The following is a 21,714-nucleotide window of genomic DNA, read 5'->3' on the forward strand; positions in this document are numbered from 1 at the left end:
TCGCATGGTGGGGTTCGATCGCCGATGGTGCTTAAGTAGACGCCATGCCCAACCCCGCGATCCTCACCGTCGACGACGACCCGGCCGTCTCCCGCGCGGTCGCCCGCGACATCCGTCGCCGCTACGGCGACCGTTACCGCGTGGTGCGGGCCGACTCCGCCGAGACGGCACTGGAGGCGCTGCGCGAGCTGAAACTGCGCGGCGAGCAGGTGGCCGTGCTGATCGCCGACTACCGGATGCCCCAGATGAACGGCATCGAGTTCCTCGAGGCCGCCATGGACCTCTTCCCGGCCGCCCGCCGGGTCCTGCTGACCGCGTACGCCGACACCGACGCCGCGATCAACGCGATCAACGTGGTCGACCTCGACCACTACCTGCTCAAGCCCTGGCATCCGCCGGAGGAGAAGCTCTATCCGGTGCTGGACTCGCTGCTGGAGGCGTGGTCGGCCGGCGCGGCGGCGCCCGCCACCGACCTGCGCGTGGTGGGGCACCGCTGGTCGGCCCCCTCCTTCAAGGCGCGCGACTTCCTGGCCCGCAACCTGGTGCCGTTCCGCTGGGTGCTCGCCGACGACCCGGAGGGCGCGCAGCTGCTGGCGGCGGCGGGGGTGAACGCGAACGACGTACCCCTGGTCGTGACGACCGACGGCAAGTCGCTGGTGCAGCCCACGGAGGCCGAACTGGCCGCGCACGTCGGGCTCGCCACGACACCGGCCGCGGACTTCTACGACCTGGTGGTCGTCGGCGCCGGACCGGCCGGGCTCGGCGCGGCCGTCTACGGCGCCTCCGAGGGCCTGCGGACCGTCCTGATCGAACGGCGGGCCACCGGCGGTCAGGCCGGGCAGAGCAGCCGGATCGAGAACTACCTCGGGTTCCCGGACGGCGTGTCCGGCGCCCAGTTGACCGACCGGGCCCGCCGTCAGGCGCTGCGGTTCGGCACCGAACTGCTCAGCACACGCGAGGTGGTGGGCCTGGCGGACGCCGGGGCGGCGCGGGTGCTGCGGTTCGCCGATGGCGGCAGCGTCGCGGCCCACACCGTCGTGCTCGCCACCGGCGTGTCGTACCGGATGCTGCCCGCGCCGGGGCTGGCGGAGCTGACCGGCCGGGGCTGCTTCTACGGCTCCGTGGCGAGCGAGGCGCCGAGCTGCTCCGGGCAGGACGTCTACATCGTGGGCGGGGCGAACTCCGCCGGCCAGGCGGCGGTGCACTTCTCCCGGTACGCCCGGCGGGTGCACCTGCTGATCCGCGGCGACGACCTGGCCCGGTCGATGTCCAGCTACCTGATCGAGCAGATCGCCCGGATCGACAACATCGAGGTGCACCCGCACACCGAGGTGGTCGGCGGCGCCGGTCAGGAGCACCTGGAACAGGTCACCCTGCGCGACGTCCGGACGGGGGAGACCCGCCGCGTCGACACCTCGTGGCTGTTCGTCTTCATCGGTGCGGAGCCGCGCACCGACTGGCTCGACGGCGCGGTGGCCCGGGACCCGCGCGGCTTCGTCCTGACCGGCCCCGACCTGACCAGAGGGGGCCGCCGGCCGGCCGGCTGGACCCTGTCCCGCGATCCGTACCACCTGGAGTCCAGCATGCCCGGGGTCTTCGCCGCCGGTGACGTGCGGGCCGAGTCGGTGAAGCGGGTGGCCTCGGCCGTCGGCGAGGGCGCGATGGCGGTCTCGCTGGTGCACCGCTACCTGGAGGCACAGTGACCACGGAATCCGACCGGCTCACCCCCGACGAGCTGCGACGCCTCTTCCTCTTCGACTCGCTCGACCCGGACCAGCTGGCGCACCTGTGCGAGCACGGCCGGGTCGAGCGACGCCGGGCCGGGGAGGCCGTGTACGTCGAGGGGGAGCCGGCGAGCTGCTTCTACGTGCTGCTCGACGGCACGGTGACGATGCACCGCCGGGTCCACGGCGACGACGTCGAGGTGAGCCGGACCAGCCAGCCCGGCGTGTACGGCGGCGCGATGCAGGCGTACATCGGTGACCCGGCCGAGCAGCGGTACCTGAACAGCCTCTTCGCGGTCACCGACTGCGCGGTCTTCGCGCTGCCCGCCGCGATCATCGCCGACGCGATGCGGACCTGGTTCCCGATGGCCACCCACCTGCTGGAGGGGCTCTTCATCGGGATGCGCAACACGCAGACCATCGTCGGTGAACGGGAGCGGCTGCTGGCCCTGGGCGCCCTCTCGGCGGGGCTCACCCACGAGCTCAACAACCCGGCGGCGGCCGCGGTCCGGGCCACCGCCGCGCTGCGCGACCGGGTCGCCAAGATGCGGCACAAGCTGGCCATGATCGCCGACGGTCGGCTCGACGGACGGCGCCTGCACGACCTCGTCGGGCTCCAGGAGGAGGCGGTTAAGCGGGCCGCCGCGGCGCCGCCGCTGACCCCGTTGGCGGCCAGTGACGCCGAGGACGAGCTGGCCGACTGGCTCGACGACCACGGCGTACGCGGCGCCTGGGACCTCGCCCCGACGCTGGTCGCGGCCGGGATCGACGGCGGCTGGCTGGGTCAGGTCGACGCCGCGGTCGGCGGCGAGGACGTCGAGTCGGCGATCCGCTGGATCGCGTACACCATCGACACCGAGCTGCTGATGGGCGAGATCGACGACGCGGTCTCCCGGATCTCCGGGCTGGTCGGGGCCGCGAAGCAGTACTCCCAGCTGGACCGTGCGCCCCACCAGACCGTCGACGTCCACGACCTGCTCGACGCCACCCTGGTCATGCTCCAGGCCAAGATCCCGCCCGGCGTCCGGGTGGTGAAGGAGTACGACGAGACCCTGCCCGCCATCCCCGCCTACGCCGCCGAGCTGAACCAGGTCTGGACCAACCTGGTCGACAACGCGCTCGCCGCGATGGCGGGAACCGGCACGCTGACCATTCGGACCGCCCGCAAGGAGGACTGGCTGATCGTGGAGGTGCGCGACACCGGCAGCGGGATCCCGCCGGAGATCCGGCCGCGCATCTTCGAGCCGTTCTTCACCACCAAGCCCGTCGGTGAGGGCACCGGCCTCGGGCTGGACATCTCCTACCGCATCGTGGTCAACAAGCACCACGGGGACATCCGGGTGCAGTCCCGGCCCGGCGACACCCGGTTCGTCGTGCTGCTGCCGATGACTCCCGTCGAGGCACGCGGCACCTGAGACGACGGCTCACCGGCCCCTCGGCCGCGACCCGGCTCACTCGCCGCGCAGGCCCGGACGGATGTCGGCGTAGCGGATGGTCTCGGCGACGATCAGCGCGGCGAGGACGACGGCCAGCACGGTGAGTCCGACCAGCGGGGGCAGCGCCGCGGCGGCCGGCAGCCAGGCCAGCAGGACGAGGATGGTGACGAACCGCCCGACGTGCAGCCCGAAGTGCATGCGGTTGGCGAACAGCAGGTGGCCGGCCAGGTAGAGCGCCGTCCCGCCGCACAGCGCGGAGGCGTAGAAGACGCCGAGCGGCTCGTGCCCGGCCGCGTGCGCGAGGGCGCCCTCGACGCCGAGCGCGGCGAGGACGATGCCGGCGATGATCGGAAAGTGGCCGTAGGTGTACGCCTCGACGGCGAGGGTCGCCCGGGCCTGGCCCTGCGCCTCTCGCAGCCGGTGCTCGGTGGCCGGCGACACGAGGTCGAAGTAGAGCCACCACAGGGCGATGGCGACGGCGACGCCGAGGACGGCCGCCACCAGCAGCGGGGTGCTGACGGGTTGGTTCGCGGCGCCGACCCCGATCGCGACGATCGACTCGCCGACGGCCAGGATGACGAACAGGCCGTGCCGCTCGGTCCAGTGGGTGGCGCTGTGGATCCGCCAGTTGCCCCGGCGGGAGGTGAGGTAGACGATGCCCCAGTCCACGGCCAGCGCGGCGGCGAAGAGCAGGGTCTGCCGCGTGCCGCCGAGCGACACACCGAACAGGAGCAGGGCGGCGCCGGCCAGGGTGGGGATCCAGCTGATCGCGAGCTGGCGCCGTAGGCCGGGATCGCCGGCCGCCGCCGCGGAGTACACGACCAGGTGCACGCACCGGACGACGAGGTAGGCGCCGACCAGCACCAGCGGGCCGTCCAGGCCGCCCGGCGCGTCGTGCCACGCCTCGGGGATGGTCAGGTCGACCACGAAGATGGCGGCCATCGCCGCCGACATCGCCGCCCGCAGCAGGGCCTGGTCCGCCCGCGCCTGGTTGCCCAGCCACGCGTACGCGGACCAGGTCCACCAGAGCAACGCGAGCAGCAGCAGGCCCTGCACGACCCCCTGTCCGCTGTGCGCGTCCGCCATGTACTCGGAGACCCGGGTGACGGCGAAGACGTACACCAGGTCGAAGAGCAGCTCGAACCGGGTCACGGACTGGCCCTCGCCGGTGGGACTGACCGCGGCGTGCAGTCCCTGCCGTCGCCGATCGCCGCGCCCGTCCGCCATGGCACGCCACCTCCGCTCCGAACCGCCCCGGCCGTCCCCCTGATCAACGCCGCCGCGGGCCGCGGATGACGCACCTGCCGTTCCCCGGCGTCGAGCGTCGGCCGTCGGTGGGCGCCTCCCGTGGCGGGGCGGCGTCACCGGGCACGGGACGGCCGGCGGTGCGGCCGGGCGGACCCGCGCCGCTGCCGCGGCGCGGCGTCCGGTGCCGGCGGTTCCGGGCGCTCGACCCAGGTGGGATCGCCACGGACGAGTTCGTCGTGGATGCGCCAACGGGCGGTCGTGTCGGCGCGCCGGGCGGCCTCGTCGCCGTCCCCGATCCGCCGGCGGAGCAGGTCCAGGGCGATCCGGCGGTTCAGGCTGAACTGCCGCTCGGTGTCGACCACCACGACGAGCCCCGAGGGACGGTGGGTGGCCCGGACAGCCGTGCTGGCCTTGTTGCGGTGCTGGCCGCCCGGGCCGCCGGTCCGGCAGGCCACCACTTCGACGTCCGCCTCCCGGAACGTGGTCACCGGGGTGTCGACCCGGCACGGCCGGGCGATGACGTACCAGTTCTTCCGGCCGGTGGACACCCGGTAGGGGCTGGGGGCCTGCCAGCACAGGGTGCCGGACCACGAGGCGGCGAACGCCGCGGTGTCGGCGCCGCGGATTCGTACCAGCACCGACCGGTAGGTGTCGGGCCGGTCACCGGGCACGGCCTGCACCCGGTGTGTGGTCAGGCCCCGCCGGGCGGCGTCGGCTTCGAGCCGGCCCAGCAGCCGCGCCAGGGCCCAGGCGCACTCCTGCGGGCCGCGCCCGGCGGACATGAGCAGGTGGACGGTCACGGCCGGCCCCGCCGGCGCCGTTCGTTCCGCCGGCCCGCGTGGGGCGCGGACCCGACGTCGGGCGTCTTGTAGGTGACCACGGGGACCGTGGTGGCGACGGGGGTGGCCAGGTCGTGGTCGACGAGGTCGGCGATCACCTGCTCGATGCGCTTGTAGGCCGAGGGTGCCTCCTCGAAGAGCAACTGCCGGTCGCCGCACACCACCAGCGACCCCGCCCGGGTGCGGCGCAGCTCCTCGACGGTGTGCTTGGCCCGGCCCCGGCGCAGCGCGTCGGCCCGGGACATCTTGCGGCCCGCGCCGTGCGCCACCGAGTGGTTGGCCTCCGGGCCGGCGTGGGCGGCCACCAGGTAGGAGGGGGTGCCGCGGGTGCCGGCGATCAGCACGTCGCGCCCGTCGCCCGGCGCCGCGCCCTTGCGGTGCAGGTACCGCCCGTCGCGCACCTCGACCAGGTTGTGGCACTGGTCCACGATCGGCTCGGTCGGCTCGGCCCCGAGGGCGTGGGCGACCCGGGCGGCCAGCAGCCGCCGGTTGAGCGAGCCCCAGCGTACGGCGTCGTCGTGCCGCGCCAGGTAGGCGGCGGGATCGGGCGAGGGGCCCGCGCCGTGCACCTCGGTGTGCGCCCGCAGGATCCGCTCGCCCAGGCCGCGGGAACCACTGTGGACGATGAGCACCAGGTCGCCGCCGTCCAACCCGAGCCGGTTCGCGTGCTCCGGGTCGAGGACGGTCCCGATCCGCGCCAGCTCGACGAAGTGGTTTCCCCGGCCGACCGTGCCGAGTCCGTCGACGTGGCCGGCCGGAACGTCGCCGGTCAGGGCGGCCCAGGCCGGGTCGTCGGCGTCCTGCTCGGGGTCGAGGGCGCGGTCGAGGTCGGGGAACCGGGTGGCGAGCCGCTCCGGTACGGGTCGCCTGAGCGCGATGGGGAACACGGCGATGCCGCAACCGATGTCGGAGCCGACCAAAAACGGGTACAGCACGGTCGACGCCATGGCGGCCCCGATCGGGGCGCCCTTGCCGGGGTGCAGGTCCGGCATGCCGGCGACGTGAATCATGCCGTCGAGGGCGGCCACCTGGTGGCACTGCGCGACGGCCGCCGACTCGATCCAACTGGTAGGGGAGGCGAACACGGTGACGGTGGCCGGCGCGGAATCCGGCTGGAAAGGGTGCGTGGACAAAGACGCTCGCTTCTCACGAGAAGGGTTGGGCGGACGGCAGCACGGCGCCGCGTCGGCGCGGTGGGCCTGAGGTGCAACGGGTGCGGTCCGTCAGAACGTCATGGACCGCAGCCTCCCGGAGCGGACACCGCCCGGCAACCGACTTTCCGCCGCGGGGTTCGCCGGTGGGGTACGAGCGGACCACGGCCCCTGGGCCACCCGGGCCCGAAGCGTGGACGCCGGGCCCCGCCGGGTCCGGTGCCCACGTATCCTCCACGGGGTGCCGGCGGCGTGGCCCGGGCCGCGCCCGGCGTCGCGGGCACCGGCGGAGGCCGGGTGCCGACGGGCGGCGGGGGATCGGGGCGAGGCCGTGGGGAAGCAGCGCAGGCCACCGTGGTGGTGGACGGCCGTCCGGCAGGTCGTGGCCGTCGCCCTGCTCGTCACCCTGCCGGCCGGCGCGGCGGTGGCCGGGCCGTCGTCGTCGCCCGCGCCGGCTGCCGGAACGCCGGTCTGCCAGGTACGCGACAGCCGCCTCACCGAGATCTCCGGGATGGTCGCGACGGACACCGGGTTCGTGATGGTCAACGACAGCGCCGACGAGGAGTCCCGGCGGCGGGTCTTCTTCCTCGACAACCACTGCCGGGTGGTACGCACGGTGCGGTACCCGTCCCGCCCGCGCGACACCGAGGACCTGGCCGTCGCGGCCGACGGCACGATCTGGATCGCGGACATCGGCGACAACGACCGCTCGCGGGAGACGGTCGCCGTGTGGACGCTGCCGAAGGGTGCCGACCGGCCGGTGTTGCACCGGCTGACCTACCCCGACGGGCCGCACGACGCGGAGGCGCTCCTGTTGACCGCCGACGGCCGGCCGCTCATCGTGACGAAACAGGGCGGCGCCGCCGGCATCTACACCCCGACGCGGGATCCGGTGCCCGGTGGGACGGTGCCGATGGCGCGGCGGGGGCAGGTGGACCTTCCCGGCACGGACACCGCCAACCCCTTCGGCTTCCTCGGCCGCGCGGTGGTCACCGGCGCCGCCGCCGCACCGGACGGGCGGCGTGTGGTTCTGCGCACCTACGCCGACGCGTTCGAGTTCGACGTCGCCGACGGCGACGTGGTCGCGGCGCTGACCACCGGGGAGCCGCGGGTGGTCGCCCTGCCCGACGAGCCGCAGGGCGAGTCCGTCACCTACACCCGGGACGGCCGCTTCCTGCTCACGGTCTCCGAGACCGCCGACCAGCCGGCCGGCACCCGACCCACGGTCCTGCGCTACCCGACGCCCCCGCTGCCGACCGGGACCCCCCGTCCGGCCGCCGGGGTCACCGGGTCGCCGACCGCCACCGGCCCTTCCCGTCGGCGGGACTTCGGGGATGCGCTGGGCGCGCTGGCCCTGGTGGGGGTGGGCCTGATCGGGGTGGGACTGCTCGGCGCGGCCCGGTCCCGCCGCGCGAGGCGCTAGCCACCGGCCGGCGGCAAACGGACGGCCCGGAGGGAAGCGCCTTTCCGGGCAGATCCGTGCGCCGTGCGGCATGGTGGCCCGAGGTGGTCGATCCTCCGCACCTATTCTTGACTCATTCCAGAAAACGCGCGAGACTTCCAGCCGTGGTCACGACGCTGGACTTCCACCAGATGCTGCGCGGGGCCGCGTTGCGCGTGACCCGTCCCCGGGTGGCGGTGCTGAACGCGGTGCACACGCATCCGCACGCCGACACGGACGCCGTGATCGGCGCGGTGCGCACCGACCTGCCCGGGGTGTCCCGGCAGGCCGTGTACGACGTGCTGCACGTGTTGACGGCCGCGGGTCTGGTGCGGCGCATCCAGCCATCCGGCTCCGTGGCTCGCTACGAGTCGCGGGTCGGGGACAACCACCACCACGTGGTGTGCCGGTCCTGCGGCCGTATGGCCGACGTCGACTGCGCCGTCGGTGCGGCACCCTGCCTGACCGCATCGGACGACAGCGGCTTCTCGATCGACGAGGCCGAGGTCGTCTACTGGGGCCGGTGCCCCGACTGTTCCACCGTACGGAGTTGCTGAAACACCCCCCGATCCCGGAAGGATTCCTGTGGCTGAGAACCATGATGCAGTCGTCGGCGACATGAACTCGGAGGAGAGCGAGGCGCGCTGCCCGGTCGCCGCCGTGCGCGCTCCGCACCCGACCCAGGGCGGGGGGAACCGGGGTTGGTGGCCCGACCGCCTCAACCTGGGGATCCTCGCCAAGAACCCCGACGTCGCCAACCCGCTCGGGGCGGAGTTCGACTACGCCGAGGCGTTCAAGAGCCTCGACCTCGCCGCCGTGAAGCGGGACATCGCCGAGGTGCTGACCACCTCGCAGGACTGGTGGCCGGCCGACTACGGCCACTACGGCCCGTTCATCATCCGGATGGCGTGGCACAGCGCGGGTACCTACCGCATCAGTGACGGGCGTGGCGGTGCCGGTGCCGGGCAGCAGCGCTTCGCACCGCTCAACAGCTGGCCGGACAACGCGAACCTCGACAAGGCCCGCCGCCTGCTCTGGCCGGTCAAGAAGAAGTACGGCCAGCAGCTCTCCTGGGCCGACCTGATGATCCTCGCCGGCAACGTCGCCCTGGAGTCGATGGGCTTCAAGACGTTCGGCTTCGCCGGTGGCCGCGCCGACGTCTGGGAGCCCGACGAGGACGTCTACTGGGGCCCGGAGAGCACCTGGCTCGGCGACGAGCGCCACACCGGCGAACGGGACCTCGAGAACCCGCTCGCCGCGGTCCAGATGGGCCTCATCTACGTGAACCCGGAGGGCCCGCACGGCAGCGGGGACCCGATCGCCGCGGCCCGGGACATCCGCGAGACGTTCCGCCGGATGGCGATGAACGACGAGGAGACCGTCGCGCTGATCGCCGGTGGGCACACGTTCGGCAAGACCCACGGCGCGGCCGACCCGAACGAGTACGTCGGCCCCGAGCCCGAGGGTGCCTCGCTGGAGGAGCAGGGCCTGGGCTGGAAGAACACCTTCGGCACCGGCAAGGGTGGGGACACGATCACCAGCGGGCTCGAGGGCGCGTGGACGAACACCCCGGTGGCGTGGGACAACAGCTTCTTCGACATCCTGTTCGGCTACGAGTGGGAGCGGACCACGAGCCCCGCCGGCGCGATCCAGTGGAAGCCGAAGGACGGTGCCGGCGCGGGCACCGTGCCCGACGCCCACGACCCGTCGAAGAACCATGCCCCGACCATGCTGACGACCGACCTGGCGCTCCGGTTCGACCCGGTCTACGAGCCGATCTCGCGGCGCTTCCGGGAGAACCCGGCCGAGTTCGCGGACGCCTTCGCCCGGGCCTGGTTCAAGCTGACCCACCGCGACATGGGTCCGATCGCCCGCTACCTCGGTCCGGAGGTCCCCACCGAGACGCTGATCTGGCAGGACCCGGTGCCGCCGGTGACGCACGGCCTCGTCGCCGCCGCGGACGTCGCCACCCTCAAGGAGCAGATCCTCGCCTCGGGGCTGTCGGTGTCCCAGCTGGTCTCCACCGCGTGGGCCTCGGCGTCGACGTTCCGCGGCAGCGACAAGCGCGGCGGCGCCAACGGGGCGCGTATCCGCCTGGAGCCGCAGATCGGCTGGGAGGTCAACAACCCCGAGGAACTGGGGACGGTGCTGCACACCCTGGAGAAGATCCAGGAGGCGTTCAACGCCGCGCAGACCGGCGGGAAGAAGGTCTCGCTCGCGGACCTGATCGTGCTCGCCGGTGGGGTGGGCGTCGAGCAGGCGGCCAGGAACGCCGGCTACGCCGTCGAGGTGCCCTTCACGCCGGGCCGGACGGACGCGTCGCAGGAGCAGACCGACGTCGAGTCGTTCGCCGCGATGGAGCCGACCGCGGACGGGTTCCGTAACCACCTCGGCAAGGGTCACCGCCTGCCGGCCGAGTTCCTGCTGGTCGACAAGGCGAACCTGCTCACCCTGAGCGCGCCGGAGATGACGGTCCTCGTCGGCGGCCTGCGCGTGCTGGGCGCGAACCACCGGCAGTCGCCGCTGGGTGTGCTCACCACCGCCCCCGGGTCGCTGACCAACGACTTCTTCGTCAACCTGCTCGACCTGGGCACGACGTGGCGGCCGACGGCCGAGGACGCGAACATCTTCGAGGGTCGGGACGTCGCCACGGGCGAGGTCCGGTGGACCGGCAGTCGGGTCGACCTGGTCTTCGGCTCGAACTCGGAGCTGCGCGCGCTGGCCGAGGTCTACGCCAGCGACGACGCGCGGGAGAAGTTCGTGCACGACTTCGTCGCGGCGTGGGTGAAGGTGATGAACCTCGACCGGTTCGACCTCGCCTGATCCCCGAGCCGAGCCCGGGCCGGCCCGTGCGGGGCCGTCCCGGGCCTCCCGGCCGGCCCCGGGGCGGCGGGTCGGGCATCAGACGGAGGCGGGCGGCGTCGCCCGCGCCACCGTCCCGACGCCCGCCTCACCGACGCCGAAAATTCCGGAAGGCGGGTGAGAAGTAGCTCAGCGGAGAGCGGCGGAGCTGTCCCGCACCACCAGTTCGGTGGCCAGTTCCACCCGGGGAGACTCGATCTCCTCGCCCTGGGACAGCCGCAGCGCCGTGCGGGCGGCGAGCCGCCCCATCTCGACCAGCGGCTGCCGCACGGTGGTCAGCGGGGGTGACGCCCAGCGGGCCTCCGGCAGGTCGTCGAAGCCGACCACGCTGACGTCGTCGACGACCCGCAGCCCGCGACGGCGCACCGCCTCGTAGACGCCGAAGGCCATCTGGTCGCTGGCCGCGAAGATCGCGGTGGCCGGTTCGTCCAGCTCCAGCAGGGCCGAGCCCGCGGCGAAACCGGAGGAGTGGTAGAAGTCGCCCCGCTGCACGAGCTGATCGTCCAGGGGCACGCCGGCCCGCTCCAGGGCGGCCCGGTAGCCGTCCAGCCGGGCCCGGCTGCACAGCAGGTGGGTGGGGCCGGCGACGAGACCGATCCGCCGGTGCCCGAGCCCGAGCAGGTGCTCGGTGGCGGCGAGGCCACCGGCCCAGTTGGTGGCGCCGATCGTGGGCACGTCGGTGGCCGGCACGCCGGCCGGGTCGACCACCACCACGGGCACGTTGAGCCGGCGCAGCTGGGCGTGCACCGGCTGGCTCAGGTGCGAGGTCACCACGATCACCCCGTCGGAGGCGCGGGCGCGCAGGTTCTGCAGCCACTGCCGGGTCGAGGTGGACTCGCTGTGGATCGCCGAGACCACCGTGCCGACGCCGGCCGCGTGGCCGACGTCCTCCACTCCCCGGATGATCTCCACCGCCCACGGGCTGTCCAAATCGGGGAAGACCAGGTCGAGCAGGCCGGCCCGGCGGACCGTGCGGCTGCCGCGCCGCCGGTAGCCGTGCTGGCGCAGCAGGTCCTCGACCCGTTCCCGGGTGTCGGGGGCGACGTCGGAGCGCCCGTTGAGCACCCGGGAGACGGTGGGCACGGAGACGCCGGCCTCCTGCGCGATCGCAGTGATGGTCACCCTGCGCCCGTCGTCCGCCTTCACCCGCGCCTCCTTCACCCGCGTCTCCTCCACCCCACCGTGCCGCCGCAGCTGCGGAACCGCGTCCCGCCCCAGGGTCATCTTGCCGTACCGGCGGGGGGTTGACGACGGCGCGGTACGGTCCTAGCGTTCCGACAAGTTGCGGAGCTGTTCCGGAAATCCGCCCCACCCCTCTCGGTGGTCCGTGCACCCGGCACCGTCGACCACACCCGCCGGCGCGCCGACTTTTTGGTGACCCCGACGGACTGAGGAGCCGCGTGTACACCGACCTGCCCGAGGCGCAGCTGCGCGCCCACCACAGCGACCTGCGCGAGCCGGCGGACTTCGACGCCTTCTGGGCCGACACCCTCGCCGAGGCCCGGGACTGCGGCGGCGCCGTCGACGTCACGCCGGTGACCACACCGCTGACCGGTCTGGACGTGTTCGACGTGACCTTCCCCGCCTTCGCCGGTCAGCCGGTGAAGGCGTGGCTGCGCGTTCCGCGCGGCGCGCCCGGGCGACTGCCCACCGTCGTGCAGTACGTCGGCTACGGGGGCGGCCGTGGGCACCCGCTGGAGAACCTGCTCTGGGCCGCCGCAGGCTACGCCCACCTGCAGATGGACACCCGCGGCCAGGGCTCCGGCTGGAGCCGGGGCGACACCCCGGACCTGGCCGGGGCCGGCCCGCAGGCACCCGGAGTGGCCACCCGGGGCATCGACGATCCGCGCCGCTACTACTACCGCCGGTTCCTCACCGACGCGGTCCGGGCCGTCGACGCGGCCCGCCGCCTGCCGGCCGTCGACCCGAGCAGGGTTGCCGTGCTCGGGCACAGCCAGGGCGGCGCCGCCGCGCTGGCCGCCGCCGCCCTGGTGCCGGACCTGGTGGCCGCGGTGGCGTACGTGCCGTTCCTCTGCGACATCCCGCGCGCCGTGACCATCACCGACGCCCACCCCTACCGGGAGATCCGGGACTACCTGGCCGTGCACCGGGACCGGGAGGAGCAGGCGCTGCGCACCCTCGGCTACGTCGACGGGGTCGCCTTCGCGCGGCGGGCGGGCGTGCCGGCCCGGTTCTCCGTCGCGTTGATGGACGAGATCGTGCCCCCGTCCACGGTCTTCGCCGCGGTCAACGCGTACCGGGGGCCGGCGGAGCTGGCGGTGTGGCGGTACAACGGCCACGAGGCCGGCGGCATCGACGACGACGCGGCGGCGCTGGAGTTCCTCCGGCGGGCAGTTGGCGACTGAGCGTCCGCCGCACGACCCGGTCGGCGGCCCACAGCCGCCATGCTGTCGCGCGATCCCCGACGGCTCCGCCCGCCGGGACTGGTAGACAGGGCACCATGGGCGCAGCGAGACGGCTGGCGGTGGTGGTTGTCCTGGCCGCGACGGTCACCGCCGCCTGCCAGCGGCCCGAGCCGCGCCCGCGCCCGTCGCCGTCGCCGAGTCCGTCGCCCACGCCGACGTCGTCCGCCACCGGCCCGCGCGCCCCGGCCGACTTCGTCGACCTCGCCGCCGTCGACCCGAGCATCCGCACCGACATCCGCTACGCCACCGCGCACAACTTCGTCGGCCGGCCGGTCACCGGCTACGCCGAGCCGCGCTGCCTGCTCACCCGGCGGGCGGCGGAGGCCCTGCACCGGGTGCAGGCCGCCGCGCTCGCCCAGCACCGCAGCCTCAAGGTGTACGACTGCTACCGCCCCCAGCAGGCGGTGAACGACTTCGTCAGCTGGGCGAAACTCCCCGGCGAGCAGCAGATGAAGGGCGAGTTCTATCCCGACGAGCCCAAGGACCGGCTGTTCGCCGACGGCTACATCGGCGCGCCGACGGCGCACAGTCGGGGCAGCACGCTGGACCTCACCCTGGTCCCGGTGCCCACCCCAGAGCAGCCGGCGTACGTGCCGGGGCAGCCGCTGGTGGCCTGCACCGCGCCGGCGGGCCGGCGGTTCCCCGACAACTCGGTCGACATGGGCACCGGCTTCGACTGCTTCGACTCGCGCGCCCACACCGCCGACCCCCGGATCACCGGGGCGGCGCGGGACAACCGGCAACTGCTCAAGCGGCTGATGAGCGCGCAGGGCTTCGAGAACTACCCCCGCGAGTGGTGGCACTACCGCTACGTCGACGAGCGGTACCCGAAGACGTACTTCGACTTCCCGGTGGCCCGCTCGTCGCTGCGGTGAGCGCCGCCCCGGCGGGGGGCGGCGCCCACCGGCGGCGTCAGAGGATGCCGCGGGCGGCGAAGGCGGCCCGGGTCGCGTTCGCGGCCGGGGTGCCGTAGAGCCGCTGGGCGGCGGCCACCGTGGCCAGCGCCGCGTCGCGGAACGTGGTGTCCTTGGCGAAGTCGAACTGCGCGTCGACGATCAGCGTGGTCGCCTCGCGGTCACCGAGCGCGGCGCGGATGTCCCACAGCGCGCGCGACCAGATCTCGCCGTCGGCGTGCACCTCCCCACGCAGGTCGGCCGGGTAGACCTTGGTACCGTCGAGGCGGCGCAGGCAGTGCGGGACGGTGCGGGTGTACGACACGGAGTCCCAGTCGGCCACGCAGGCCTCCGGGGTTTTCGTCGGCACACCGGCGGCCCAGCTGGTCACCACGACCGCCAGGTAGTCGCCGAACGCCTCACCGATCGCGCCGGACTCCAGGGTGGTGCCGAAGCCGGGCACCTGGCCGTCCTGCACCGAGTGGCCGTACTCGTGGATGATCACCTCGGCGTCCTCGGCGTCGTCCACCCCGCCCTTGCCCAGGGTGATGTTCGCCTTGTCGTCGCGGAAGAACGAGTTGTCCCCGCCGAACTGGTCGATGCGCAGCTCGATCTGCCGCTGGTTGACCGGCCGCAGCGTGCTGCCGAAGCCGAGCGACTGCAGGTACGCCTGGGCGGTGTTCACCCAGTGGTAGCCCATCACCTGCTCGAACTCGTCGGCGTCGCGGTGCCACGCCGGGTACGCGCCGTCCACCGCCCGCGCGGCCTTGCCGGTGCTGCTCTTGACCACCACGTACCGGCCGGTCAGGGTGCCGGAGCCGTCCAGGTTGGTCAGCAGCACCGACCGGTACGCGGCGGCCAGCGCCGGGTAGTCGGCGTCCTTCTGGTCGGTCAGCGACTCGTCGCCGAGCTGCTGCACCGGGTTCGGCGCGAAGACCGTCGCGGTGGCGGTGTGGTCGTAGGGATCGCCGGCCGCCTGGACGGTCGTGCCGCCGGCGACCAGCGCCGCGCCGACCGCCGAGGCGATCAGCGCGGAACGTCGGATGTGGGGGTGCATCATGATCCCTTCAGAGGTGGATCGATCCGCTGAGATTAAGCTCCCCGTCGAGCACTGCCAAGCACCGACGAGCAGGCCAACGGGGGCTGCGAGGAAGGACGGATCGTGGAGACCGAACGGATCGGCCCGCCACTGCGGGCCGGGGAGCGGGAGATGCTGCGCGCCTTCCTCGACTTCCACCGGGCCACCCTGGAGCTGAAGTGCGAAGGGCTCAGCGACGAGGAGCTGCGCCGCCGGTCCTCGCCGCCGTCGGCGCTGTCGCTGCTCGGCCTGGTCCGGCACATGGCCGAGGTGGAGCGCACCTGGTTCCGCCGGGTCATCAACCAGGAGGACATCCCGCTGGTCTGGTCGGAGACCGGCGACTTCCAGCAGGCGTACGACGCCGGCACCGCCGACGCACCCGAGGCGTTCGCCGCGTGGCGGCGGGAGGTCGAGCACGCCCGCCGCATCGAGCGCGAGGCCGAGTCCCTCGACGTCACGGCGTACAACGCGCGCTGGGGCGAGGACGTCTCGTTGCGGCTGGTGATGCTGCACATGATGCACGAGTACGCCCGGCACAACGGCCACGCGGACTTCCTCCGCGAGGCCGTCGACGGCACCGTCGGCGTCTGACCGTGTCGCCGGCCGGGACCGAGGTCCCGGCCGGCCCGTCGAGCCGGACCGGGTCGCTCACCTGTCGCCGAGCGGCAGCCAGGCCAGCACGTCCTGGATCCGCGCGTCCCAGTACGCCCAGTCGTGGCCGCCGGGGGAGAAGTCCACGGTCAGTGGCGCACCGCGCCGGCGGGCGGTCTCGACGAACCGGGTGTTGTCCTCGTGGAGGAAGTCCTCGGTGCCGCAGGCGACGTAGAGCGCGGGCAGGTCGCCGCCGGCGCGCTCCAGCAACGCCACGGTGTCGTCGTCGGCGCTGGCCACCTCCCGGTCGCCCCAGACCGTGTGCCAGACGGCGGGGTCCATCGGGCTGGTCGGGTGGTTGCGCCGGTGGGCGACGTTGAGCGCGCCGGAGAGGCTGGCCGCCGCCGCGAACCGGTCCGGCTGGCGCAGCGCCCATTTCATCGCCCCGTAGCCGCCCATCGACAGGCCGGCGACGAAGGTGTCCTCGCGGCGGTCGGAGAGGCGGAAGAAGGATCGGCAGACCTCGGGCAGTTCCTCGCTGAGGAAGGTCCAGTACCGGTTGCCGTGCGTCTCGTCGGTGTAGAAGCTCCGCGCCACCTGCGGCATCACCACCGCCAGACCGAGCGGCGCCACGTACCGCTCGATCGAGGTGCGCCGCGTCCAGATGGTGTCGTCGTCGGTCAGCCCGTGCAGCAGGTAGAGCACCGGCGGGTCGTCGTCGCCGGTGCTGCTGCCGGCCATGCCGATCCCGGCCGAGCTGCGTTCCGGCAGCAGCACCGTCATCGAGGTGCCCAGGCCGAGCGCCTCGGAGAAGAAGTCACATCGGATCCGCGCCACGAGGCTGGATCGTACGCCGGTCGTCGCGATCGGCCCGCGTACCGCGGGGCGACGCAGGCCCACGGCCGCGACCGCCGCGAGCATCCCGGCGGTGGAGGTCGGCGCCGGTTCCGGCCGGGTCGCCCGCCTCGGCCGGCCCAGGTCGGGCGGCGTGCGCACCACCGCGGCGGGACCGAACAGTGCGACCGCGACCGGCGCGGCCGGGGCCGCCGGCCGGGCCCGCGCAGCGGCCCGAAGGGGGTCAACCCGGGCCGGGCCGATGGAAGCGGAATCTGGAGTTCCTATTGCCGAGGGCCCCCGGGCGGGACAGGATGACCATGCGCGCCGGAAACACACCCGTAACCTGCGTGCAGCTGGTCTCTGTCACAAGGAAGTGGGAGTCAGTCATGAGCGACGTGTCGACGGCACTGGGTGTGCGTCTCTACCCGGACCTGGTCGAGCAGGGTGGTCTGGCGCCCGCGCTGGCCGACGCGGCCGCTCGGGCGCAGCTCGACGTCGGGCAGGTGACCGCCCCGGACCACGGCCGCGCCCGGTTCACCTGCGCCGAGATCAGCTCCCCGCAGGGCGTGGTCTGCGTCGGCCTCGGCTCCCAGGCCCGATATTTCATGATCGACCTGCGGGTGGCCGGCGAGGTCCGGGCCCGCGGCGACGCCACCGACCTGGTCCAGGTGGCGCAGGTGGCCACCGCCTGGCGGGCCGGGGCGACGATCGCCGAACTCACCGCGCGGTTCCCCTTCATGGAGGAGATGAAGCGCTACCCGGTGGCCCAGGCCGGCTAAGCGTTTCCCCGCTGCGGGGACGGTCGAGAGCTCGACCGGAGCGCGTCCCGGCTGACCAGGCGCTCCCCGGGCCCGCCCTCGTCGTGGGCTACGCCGTCGTCATCGGCCTGCACCAGGCACTCGTCGCGGCATTCGACCTGCCGCGAAACGTGCGCGTACCGGTGTGGCTCGCCGCCGGCGTCTTCTACGGCGGCATCGCAGCGGTTGTCGTCGCCGGCGCCGTCGTCGCCGTGCGGGTCGCCCTACGAGACACGCCCCGCATCCGGCACACCGCCACGCGGATGGCGCTGCTGCTACCGCCCGCGCTCGCGGCGGCGATCGTCGCCGCGAGCGCTTTCGGCTGGGCGCTCAACTTCCCGCTCACTCCGGTCGCGATCGGCACCGAGGCGGCGATTGTCCTCGCGACGTTCCTTGCCGCGGCGGCGTCGGCCCGTCGCTGGTCGCTGACCGCGAGAGGGTGAGCCGGCCGGCGCGACGGTGCCCGGCTCCGTACACCGGTGCCCCCGCAACGAGAGGCCGCGATCCGACTCGTCACCGGGCCTGGGGCCCGGGCGCCGCACTGGTCCCACCCGCCGGCTCCAAGCCGGCCCGGCCGCAGCAAGGCGCCGAAGTCGACGGCCGATCGCCGTCCCGTCCGCGCTGCCGTCGGGTAATCGAGAGGCCGTCCGGCGGCGGCTTCCCTAGGATCGCCTGATGTTCCGGCCGACGTACCCGATCCGCTCCGCCCGGCTCACCCTGCGCCCGGTCACGCTGGACGACCTCGACGACGTGCACGCGTACCAGCGCCGGCCCGACGTCGTCCGGTGGATGCTCGGCGCCGGGCCCCGCACCCGCGAGCAGTCGCGGGCGTCGGTGGTCGCCATGGCCGGCGAGGACGCGCTGCGCGCGGAGGGTGACTGCCTGACCCTCGCCGTGGCCACCGACGCCGGAGTGATCGGGACCGTGGAGCTGGTCTGGCGCAGCCGGCGCGACCGCACGGCGGAACTCGGGTACGTGCTCCACCCCGACCACGGCGGCCGTGGGCTGGCCACGGAAGCCGCCACGGCCCTGCTGGACTGGGGCTTCGACGAGTTCGGCCTGCACCGGATCTACGCCCGGTGCCACGGCCGCAACGAGGCATCCGCCCGCCTGATGGCCCGGCTCGGCATGCGCCAGGAGGCGCACCACGTCCAGAGCTACCGGTTCCGGGGAGAGTGGGCCGACCAGCTCGTCTTCGCCGTCCTGGCCGACGAATGGCGGTCCCGACCGGGTTGACTGGGTCGTCTCAGTCTGAGGACACCGCATGATCCGAGGGCGCGCGGCCCGGCCGCACGCCTTCACGGCCGTATTCCGGTGGACTCTCTGAAGCTCGACGGCGACCGACGTCTCTTCGACCTGCTCATTGCCTGGGATCCGGAGCAGCAGGAAGACCCGTAGCTCAACTCGCTCCGAAACGATCAGTAAATCGGTTGCCGGCGCCACCCGCCGGTTGCTGCAATCCCACCGACGACGTCCACCGGTTGGAGGAGCACCACGATGCGAGCCGCGTCCATGTCCCACCAGGAAGGAATGCCCGCCTGCTCGAAGGACATGACGCCTCGTGAAAACTCTCAACCTCGGAATCCTCGCCCATGTCGACGCCGGTAAGACCAGCCTGACCGAACGGCTGCTGCACACCGCCGGTGTCATCGACGAACCCGGCAGCGTCGACGCGGGCAGCACCCGCACCGACACCATGGCGCTGGAGCGGCAGCGCGGCATCACCATCCGCTCCGCCGTGGTCGCCTTCACCGTCGCCGGGATCACCGTCAACCTGATCGACACCCCCGGCCACCCCGACTTCATCGCCGAGGTGGAACGGGTCCTCGGCGTACTCGACGGCGCGGTGCTGGTGGTCTCCGCCGTCGAAGGCGTGCAGGCCCAGACCCGGGTGCTCGCCCGGACCCTGCACCGACTCGGCATCCCCACCCTGCTCTTCGTCAACAAGGTGGACCGGTACGGTGCCGACCCGGACGCGGTGCTGCGCCAGATCGCCGACCGGCTCACCCCCGACGTGGTCGCCCTCGGCCGCGTCGTGGCCGCCGGCACCCCGGCCGCCCGCTGGCTCCCCGCCGCCCCGCAGGACCCCGACCACACCACCCGGCTGGTCGACCTGCTCACCGCGCACGACGACGCGCTGCTCACCACGTACGTCCGGGACGAGTGCGCGGTGACCGCGACCCGGCTGCGCGCGGCGCTCGCCGCCCAGACCGCGCGGGCCCGGGTCCACCCGGTCCACGCCGGCTCGGCCATCACCGGCGCCGGAGTGGACGACCTGCTCACCGGTATCGCCGAACTCCTGCCGGCAACCGAGGGCGACGACACCGCCCCGCTCTCCGGCACCGTCTTCAAGGTCGAGCGCGGCCCGGCCGGCGAGAAGATCGCCTACGCCCGGATCTTCGCCGGCATTGTCCGGGTCCGCGACCGGATCCGCTACCGGGGCGGACACGAGGCCAAGGTCACCGCGATCGCCGTCTTCGCCGACGGCGACGCCGTGGCGCGCGACGCGGTCGGCGCGGGCCGCATCGCCCGGCTGCACGGCCTCACCGACGTCCGCGTCGGCGACCACCTCGGCACCCCGCCCGCCCGGCCCGCCGGGCGGCACCACTTCAGTCCGCCCACCCTGGAGACGGTCGTGGTGCCCGACCGACCCGCCGACCGGCCCGCGATGCACGCCGCCCTCACCCAGCTCGCCGAGCAGGACCCGCTGATCAACCTGCGTCAGGACGACCTGCGCCAGGAGATCGCCGTGTCCCTCTACGGCGAGGTGCAGAAGGAGGTCATCCAGGCCACCCTCGCCGACGAGTACGGCGTGCCGGTCACCTTCCGGGAGACCACCACCGTCTGCGTGGAACGGGTGATCGGCGTCGGCGCCGCCGTCGAGTGGATCGGCAAGGACCCCAACCCGTTCCTCGGCACCGTGGGCCTGCGGATCGAGCCGGCGCCGGTCGGCAGCGGCATCGAGTTCCGGCTCGGCATCGAACTCGGCTCCATGCCGATGGCCTTCCTCAAGGCCGTCGAGGAGACCGTCCGGGAGACTCTCCGCCAGGGCCTGCACGGCTGGGCGGTCCTCGACTGCCTGGTCACCCTCACCCACGGCGGCTACTGGGCCCGGCAGAGCCACGCCCACGGCGTGTTCGACAAGAGCATGTCCAGCACCGCCGGCGACTTCCGCAACCTCACCCCGCTGGTGCTGATGACCGCGCTGCGCCGGGCCGGCACCCGGGTCCACGAACCGGTCCACCGCTTTCACCTCGACCTGCCCGCCGACCTGCTCGGCACGGTGCTGCCGGTGCTGGCCACCCTGGACGCGGTGCCCCGCAGCGCCACCCTGCGCGGCGGGTCGTACCTGCTCGACGGGGACGTGCCGGCCGGGCAGGTGCACGCGCTGGAGCAACGCCTGCCCGCCCTCACCCGGGGCGAGGGAACCCTGGAGTCCGAGTTCGACCACCACCGGCCGGTACGCGGGCCGGTGCCCAGCCGCCCCCGCTGGGACCACGACCCGCTGCACCGCAAGGAATATCTGCTCGCCGTGGCCCGCCGGGTCACCGCCCGGCCGGAGCGGTGACCGGCCGCGGCCACCGGGCGAACAGGTCGGCCGGGATCATCCCGCAGCAGGCTACGGCGGGGACTGTTCAGCGCCGGTCGAAACGTTCTCGCGAATATTCGTTGCGGCCGTCCCGGCGCGGCACCTACCTTTGTTGAGCAACGTCAACCGGTTCCACACCCAGGGAGCACACCGTGTCGCAGCAGTACCGCACACAGGCCGAGCGGCCCACGCCGCGCGGTGGTGCCCTGCTGCCGGAAGGCAACCTGGGCTCCTGCCGACGGCAGCGGTGGCAACCGGGGTGGTGGCGCGACTAGCGCCGGCGCGACACACGCGCAGCCGCCCGCCCCGTGACCCGGGACCGGGCGGCTTTTCGTCACCCGGGGTCCGAGGGGTGTAGCTCAAAGGAAGAGCACCGGATTCCAAACCCGACGGTTGCAGGTTCGAATCCTGCCGCCCCTGCCTCACCTGTCCCGGCCCGCCGCCGGCGACGTCGCTCCTTCTCAACTCCACAGTGGACGGCATGAACACGATCCCGGCCGGCGCGCGCGCCGGCCGGGCATCCGGGACGTGGGAGCTGGCTGACCCGCTCGCCTTGGGCGCGAGAGACACGCGGTTCGATTCCGCGGTCCCGGACTTGCGCGTGGACGGCGACCGCCGTCCCGCACGGGCCGTTGGAGCAACAGGAAGCTCACCCGGTTCTCACCCGGGAGGCTGCGGGTTCGAGTCCCGTACGGCCTACGCCGGTCCCGCCCCGGGACCAGCCCGCGGTTGTAGCGCAGTCAGGCAGCGCGTCACCCCGCCACGGTGAAGATCGCCGGTTCGAATCCGGCCAACCGCTCGA

19 protein-coding genes and 4 tRNA genes are annotated in these 21,714 nt (G+C 73.5%); 16 read left to right on the forward strand and 7 right to left on the reverse strand.

From position 1 onward, the window contains the following. Positions 1-44 precede the first annotated feature (44 nt). Positions 45-1,703: an NAD(P)/FAD-dependent oxidoreductase gene (locus ACL02O_RS09885; protein WP_412817699.1), complete on the forward strand. Its 1,659-nt coding sequence runs from the start codon at positions 45-47 to the stop codon at positions 1,701-1,703. Then, complete coding sequence (locus ACL02O_RS09890; RefSeq protein WP_412817700.1) at positions 1,700-3,139, forward strand: ATP-binding protein; 1,440 nt, start codon at positions 1,700-1,702, stop codon at positions 3,137-3,139. Before ACL02O_RS09885 ends, ACL02O_RS09890 begins: the two co-directional genes overlap by 4 nt. A 36-nt stretch (positions 3,140-3,175) precedes the next feature. On the opposite strand, the gene ACL02O_RS09895 is transcribed toward ACL02O_RS09890, so the two are convergent. The 3 genes from ACL02O_RS09895 to ACL02O_RS09905 all read right to left on the reverse strand — a co-directional run bounded on the left by ACL02O_RS09895 (position 3,176) and on the right by ACL02O_RS09905 (position 6,380). Beyond that, positions 3,176-4,387 carry a low temperature requirement protein A gene (locus ACL02O_RS09895; protein ID WP_412817701.1) on the reverse strand — a complete coding sequence of 404 codons (1,212 nt, stop codon included), beginning with the start codon at positions 4,385-4,387 and terminating at the stop codon, positions 3,176-3,178. Positions 4,388-4,521: 134 nt separating this feature from the next. Next, complete coding sequence (gene prfH, locus ACL02O_RS09900; RefSeq protein ID WP_412817702.1) at positions 4,522-5,208, reverse strand: peptide chain release factor H; 687 nt, start codon at positions 5,206-5,208, stop codon at positions 4,522-4,524. After that, the gene (locus ACL02O_RS09905; protein ID WP_412817703.1) at positions 5,205-6,380 is read right to left on the reverse strand and encodes an RNA ligase RtcB family protein; all 1,176 of its coding nucleotides are present in this window, start codon (positions 6,378-6,380) and stop codon (positions 5,205-5,207) included. The genes prfH and ACL02O_RS09905 overlap by 4 nt, the downstream gene beginning before the upstream one ends. A gap of 349 nt (positions 6,381-6,729) precedes the next feature. Here ACL02O_RS09905 and ACL02O_RS09910 point away from each other — a divergent pair, with 349 nt between their 5' ends. The 3 genes from ACL02O_RS09910 (at position 6,730) to katG (ending at position 10,662) form a co-directional block, all read left to right on the forward strand. Then, on the forward strand, positions 6,730-7,821 hold the full coding sequence (locus ACL02O_RS09910) for an SdiA-regulated/phytase-like domain-containing protein (RefSeq protein ID WP_412817704.1): 1,092 nt from the start codon (positions 6,730-6,732) through the stop codon (positions 7,819-7,821). Between the two features lie 170 nt (positions 7,822-7,991). After that, complete coding sequence (locus ACL02O_RS09915; RefSeq protein WP_412817747.1) at positions 7,992-8,396, forward strand: Fur family transcriptional regulator; 405 nt, start codon at positions 7,992-7,994, stop codon at positions 8,394-8,396. 61 nt (positions 8,397-8,457) lie between these two features. Continuing rightward, positions 8,458-10,662: a catalase/peroxidase HPI gene (katG, locus tag ACL02O_RS09920; RefSeq protein ID WP_412817748.1), complete on the forward strand. Its 2,205-nt coding sequence runs from the start codon at positions 8,458-8,460 to the stop codon at positions 10,660-10,662. A gap of 168 nt (positions 10,663-10,830) precedes the next feature. On the opposite strand, the gene ACL02O_RS09925 is transcribed toward katG, so the two are convergent. Next, positions 10,831-11,847 carry a LacI family DNA-binding transcriptional regulator gene (locus ACL02O_RS09925; RefSeq protein WP_412817749.1) on the reverse strand — a complete coding sequence of 339 codons (1,017 nt, stop codon included), beginning with the start codon at positions 11,845-11,847 and terminating at the stop codon, positions 10,831-10,833. Between the two features lie 254 nt (positions 11,848-12,101). Here ACL02O_RS09925 and ACL02O_RS09930 point away from each other — a divergent pair, with 254 nt between their 5' ends. After that, entirely contained in the window at positions 12,102-13,067 is a 966-nt protein-coding gene (locus tag ACL02O_RS09930; RefSeq protein WP_412817705.1) for an acetylxylan esterase, read from the forward strand. 95 nt (positions 13,068-13,162) lie between these two features. Further along, the gene (locus ACL02O_RS09935; protein ID WP_412817706.1) at positions 13,163-14,002 is read left to right on the forward strand and encodes a M15 family metallopeptidase; all 840 of its coding nucleotides are present in this window, start codon (positions 13,163-13,165) and stop codon (positions 14,000-14,002) included. Positions 14,003-14,039: 37 nt separating this feature from the next. On the opposite strand, the gene ACL02O_RS09940 is transcribed toward ACL02O_RS09935, so the two are convergent. Beyond that, positions 14,040-15,080, reverse strand: a complete 1,041-nt coding sequence (locus ACL02O_RS09940) for a M36 family metallopeptidase (protein ID WP_412817707.1) — start codon at positions 15,078-15,080, stop codon at positions 14,040-14,042. A 102-nt stretch (positions 15,081-15,182) separates the two neighbouring features. On the opposite strand from ACL02O_RS09940, the gene ACL02O_RS09945 reads away from it, so the two are divergent. Further along, positions 15,183-15,689: a DinB family protein gene (locus tag ACL02O_RS09945; RefSeq protein ID WP_412817708.1), complete on the forward strand. Its 507-nt coding sequence runs from the start codon at positions 15,183-15,185 to the stop codon at positions 15,687-15,689. A gap of 57 nt (positions 15,690-15,746) precedes the next feature. On the opposite strand, the gene ACL02O_RS09950 is transcribed toward ACL02O_RS09945, so the two are convergent. Further along, on the reverse strand, positions 15,747-16,472 hold the full coding sequence (locus ACL02O_RS09950; protein ID WP_412817750.1) for an alpha/beta hydrolase: 726 nt from the start codon (positions 16,470-16,472) through the stop codon (positions 15,747-15,749). A gap of 440 nt (positions 16,473-16,912) precedes the next feature. On the opposite strand from ACL02O_RS09950, the gene ACL02O_RS09955 reads away from it, so the two are divergent. The 3 genes from ACL02O_RS09955 (at position 16,913) to ACL02O_RS09965 (ending at position 18,559) form a co-directional block, all read left to right on the forward strand. After that, positions 16,913-17,305 (forward strand): hypothetical protein, encoded by a 393-nt coding sequence (locus ACL02O_RS09955; RefSeq protein WP_412817709.1) that lies wholly within the window; start codon positions 16,913-16,915, stop codon positions 17,303-17,305. 83 nt (positions 17,306-17,388) lie between these two features. Continuing rightward, positions 17,389-17,766: a hypothetical protein gene (locus tag ACL02O_RS09960; RefSeq protein ID WP_412817710.1), complete on the forward strand. Its 378-nt coding sequence runs from the start codon at positions 17,389-17,391 to the stop codon at positions 17,764-17,766. Between the two features lie 232 nt (positions 17,767-17,998). Beyond that, entirely contained in the window at positions 17,999-18,559 is a 561-nt protein-coding gene (locus ACL02O_RS09965; RefSeq protein WP_412817711.1) for a GNAT family N-acetyltransferase, read from the forward strand. A 182-nt stretch (positions 18,560-18,741) separates the two neighbouring features. On the opposite strand, the gene ACL02O_RS09970 is transcribed toward ACL02O_RS09965, so the two are convergent. Then, positions 18,742-18,876 carry a hypothetical protein gene (locus ACL02O_RS09970; RefSeq protein WP_412817712.1) on the reverse strand — a complete coding sequence of 45 codons (135 nt, stop codon included), beginning with the start codon at positions 18,874-18,876 and terminating at the stop codon, positions 18,742-18,744. Positions 18,877-18,884: 8 nt separating this feature from the next. On the opposite strand from ACL02O_RS09970, the gene ACL02O_RS09975 reads away from it, so the two are divergent. The 5 genes from ACL02O_RS09975 to ACL02O_RS09995 all read left to right on the forward strand — a co-directional run bounded on the left by ACL02O_RS09975 (position 18,885) and on the right by ACL02O_RS09995 (position 21,711). Beyond that, on the forward strand, positions 18,885-20,891 hold the full coding sequence (locus tag ACL02O_RS09975; RefSeq protein WP_412817713.1) for a GTP-binding protein: 2,007 nt from the start codon (positions 18,885-18,887) through the stop codon (positions 20,889-20,891). Positions 20,892-21,260: 369 nt separating this feature from the next. Continuing rightward, positions 21,261-21,332 (forward strand) — tRNA-Trp (locus tag ACL02O_RS09980). 101 nt (positions 21,333-21,433) lie between these two features. Further along, positions 21,434-21,506: transfer RNA gene (locus ACL02O_RS09985), tRNA-Pro, on the forward strand. Positions 21,507-21,538: 32 nt separating this feature from the next. Continuing rightward, positions 21,539-21,611: transfer RNA gene (locus tag ACL02O_RS09990), tRNA-Glu, on the forward strand. Positions 21,612-21,637: 26 nt separating this feature from the next. Further along, positions 21,638-21,711, forward strand: a tRNA-Gly gene (locus ACL02O_RS09995). Positions 21,712-21,714 lie beyond the last annotated feature (3 nt).

The sequence above is a fragment of the Micromonospora mangrovicola genome (assembly GCF_047200535.1).
Classification (GTDB): domain Bacteria; phylum Actinomycetota; class Actinomycetes; order Mycobacteriales; family Micromonosporaceae; genus Micromonospora.

What these genes read in the sequence shown, in the direction of transcription:
- katG (WP_412817748.1), top strand. Translation starts at nt 8,458, where the DNA reads ATGAACTCGGAGGAGAGCGAGGCGCGCTGCCCGGTCGCCGCCGTGCGC.
- ACL02O_RS09955 (WP_412817709.1), top strand. Translation starts at nt 16,913, where the DNA reads ATGAGCGACGTGTCGACGGCACTGGGTGTGCGTCTCTACCCGGACCTG.
- ACL02O_RS09965 (WP_412817711.1), top strand. Translation starts at nt 17,999, where the DNA reads ATGTTCCGGCCGACGTACCCGATCCGCTCCGCCCGGCTCACCCTGCGC.
- ACL02O_RS09895 (WP_412817701.1), bottom strand. Translation starts at nt 4,387, where the DNA reads ATGGCGGACGGGCGCGGCGATCGGCGACGGCAGGGACTGCACGCCGCG.
- ACL02O_RS09915 (WP_412817747.1), top strand. Translation starts at nt 7,992, where the DNA reads ATGCTGCGCGGGGCCGCGTTGCGCGTGACCCGTCCCCGGGTGGCGGTG.
- ACL02O_RS09885 (WP_412817699.1), top strand. Translation starts at nt 45, where the DNA reads ATGCCCAACCCCGCGATCCTCACCGTCGACGACGACCCGGCCGTCTCC.
- ACL02O_RS09940 (WP_412817707.1), bottom strand. Translation starts at nt 15,080, where the DNA reads ATGATGCACCCCCACATCCGACGTTCCGCGCTGATCGCCTCGGCGGTC.
- ACL02O_RS09950 (WP_412817750.1), bottom strand. Translation starts at nt 16,472, where the DNA reads ATGACGGTGCTGCTGCCGGAACGCAGCTCGGCCGGGATCGGCATGGCC.
- ACL02O_RS09970 (WP_412817712.1), bottom strand. Translation starts at nt 18,876, where the DNA reads ATGTCCTTCGAGCAGGCGGGCATTCCTTCCTGGTGGGACATGGACGCG.
- ACL02O_RS09935 (WP_412817706.1), top strand. Translation starts at nt 13,163, where the DNA reads ATGGGCGCAGCGAGACGGCTGGCGGTGGTGGTTGTCCTGGCCGCGACG.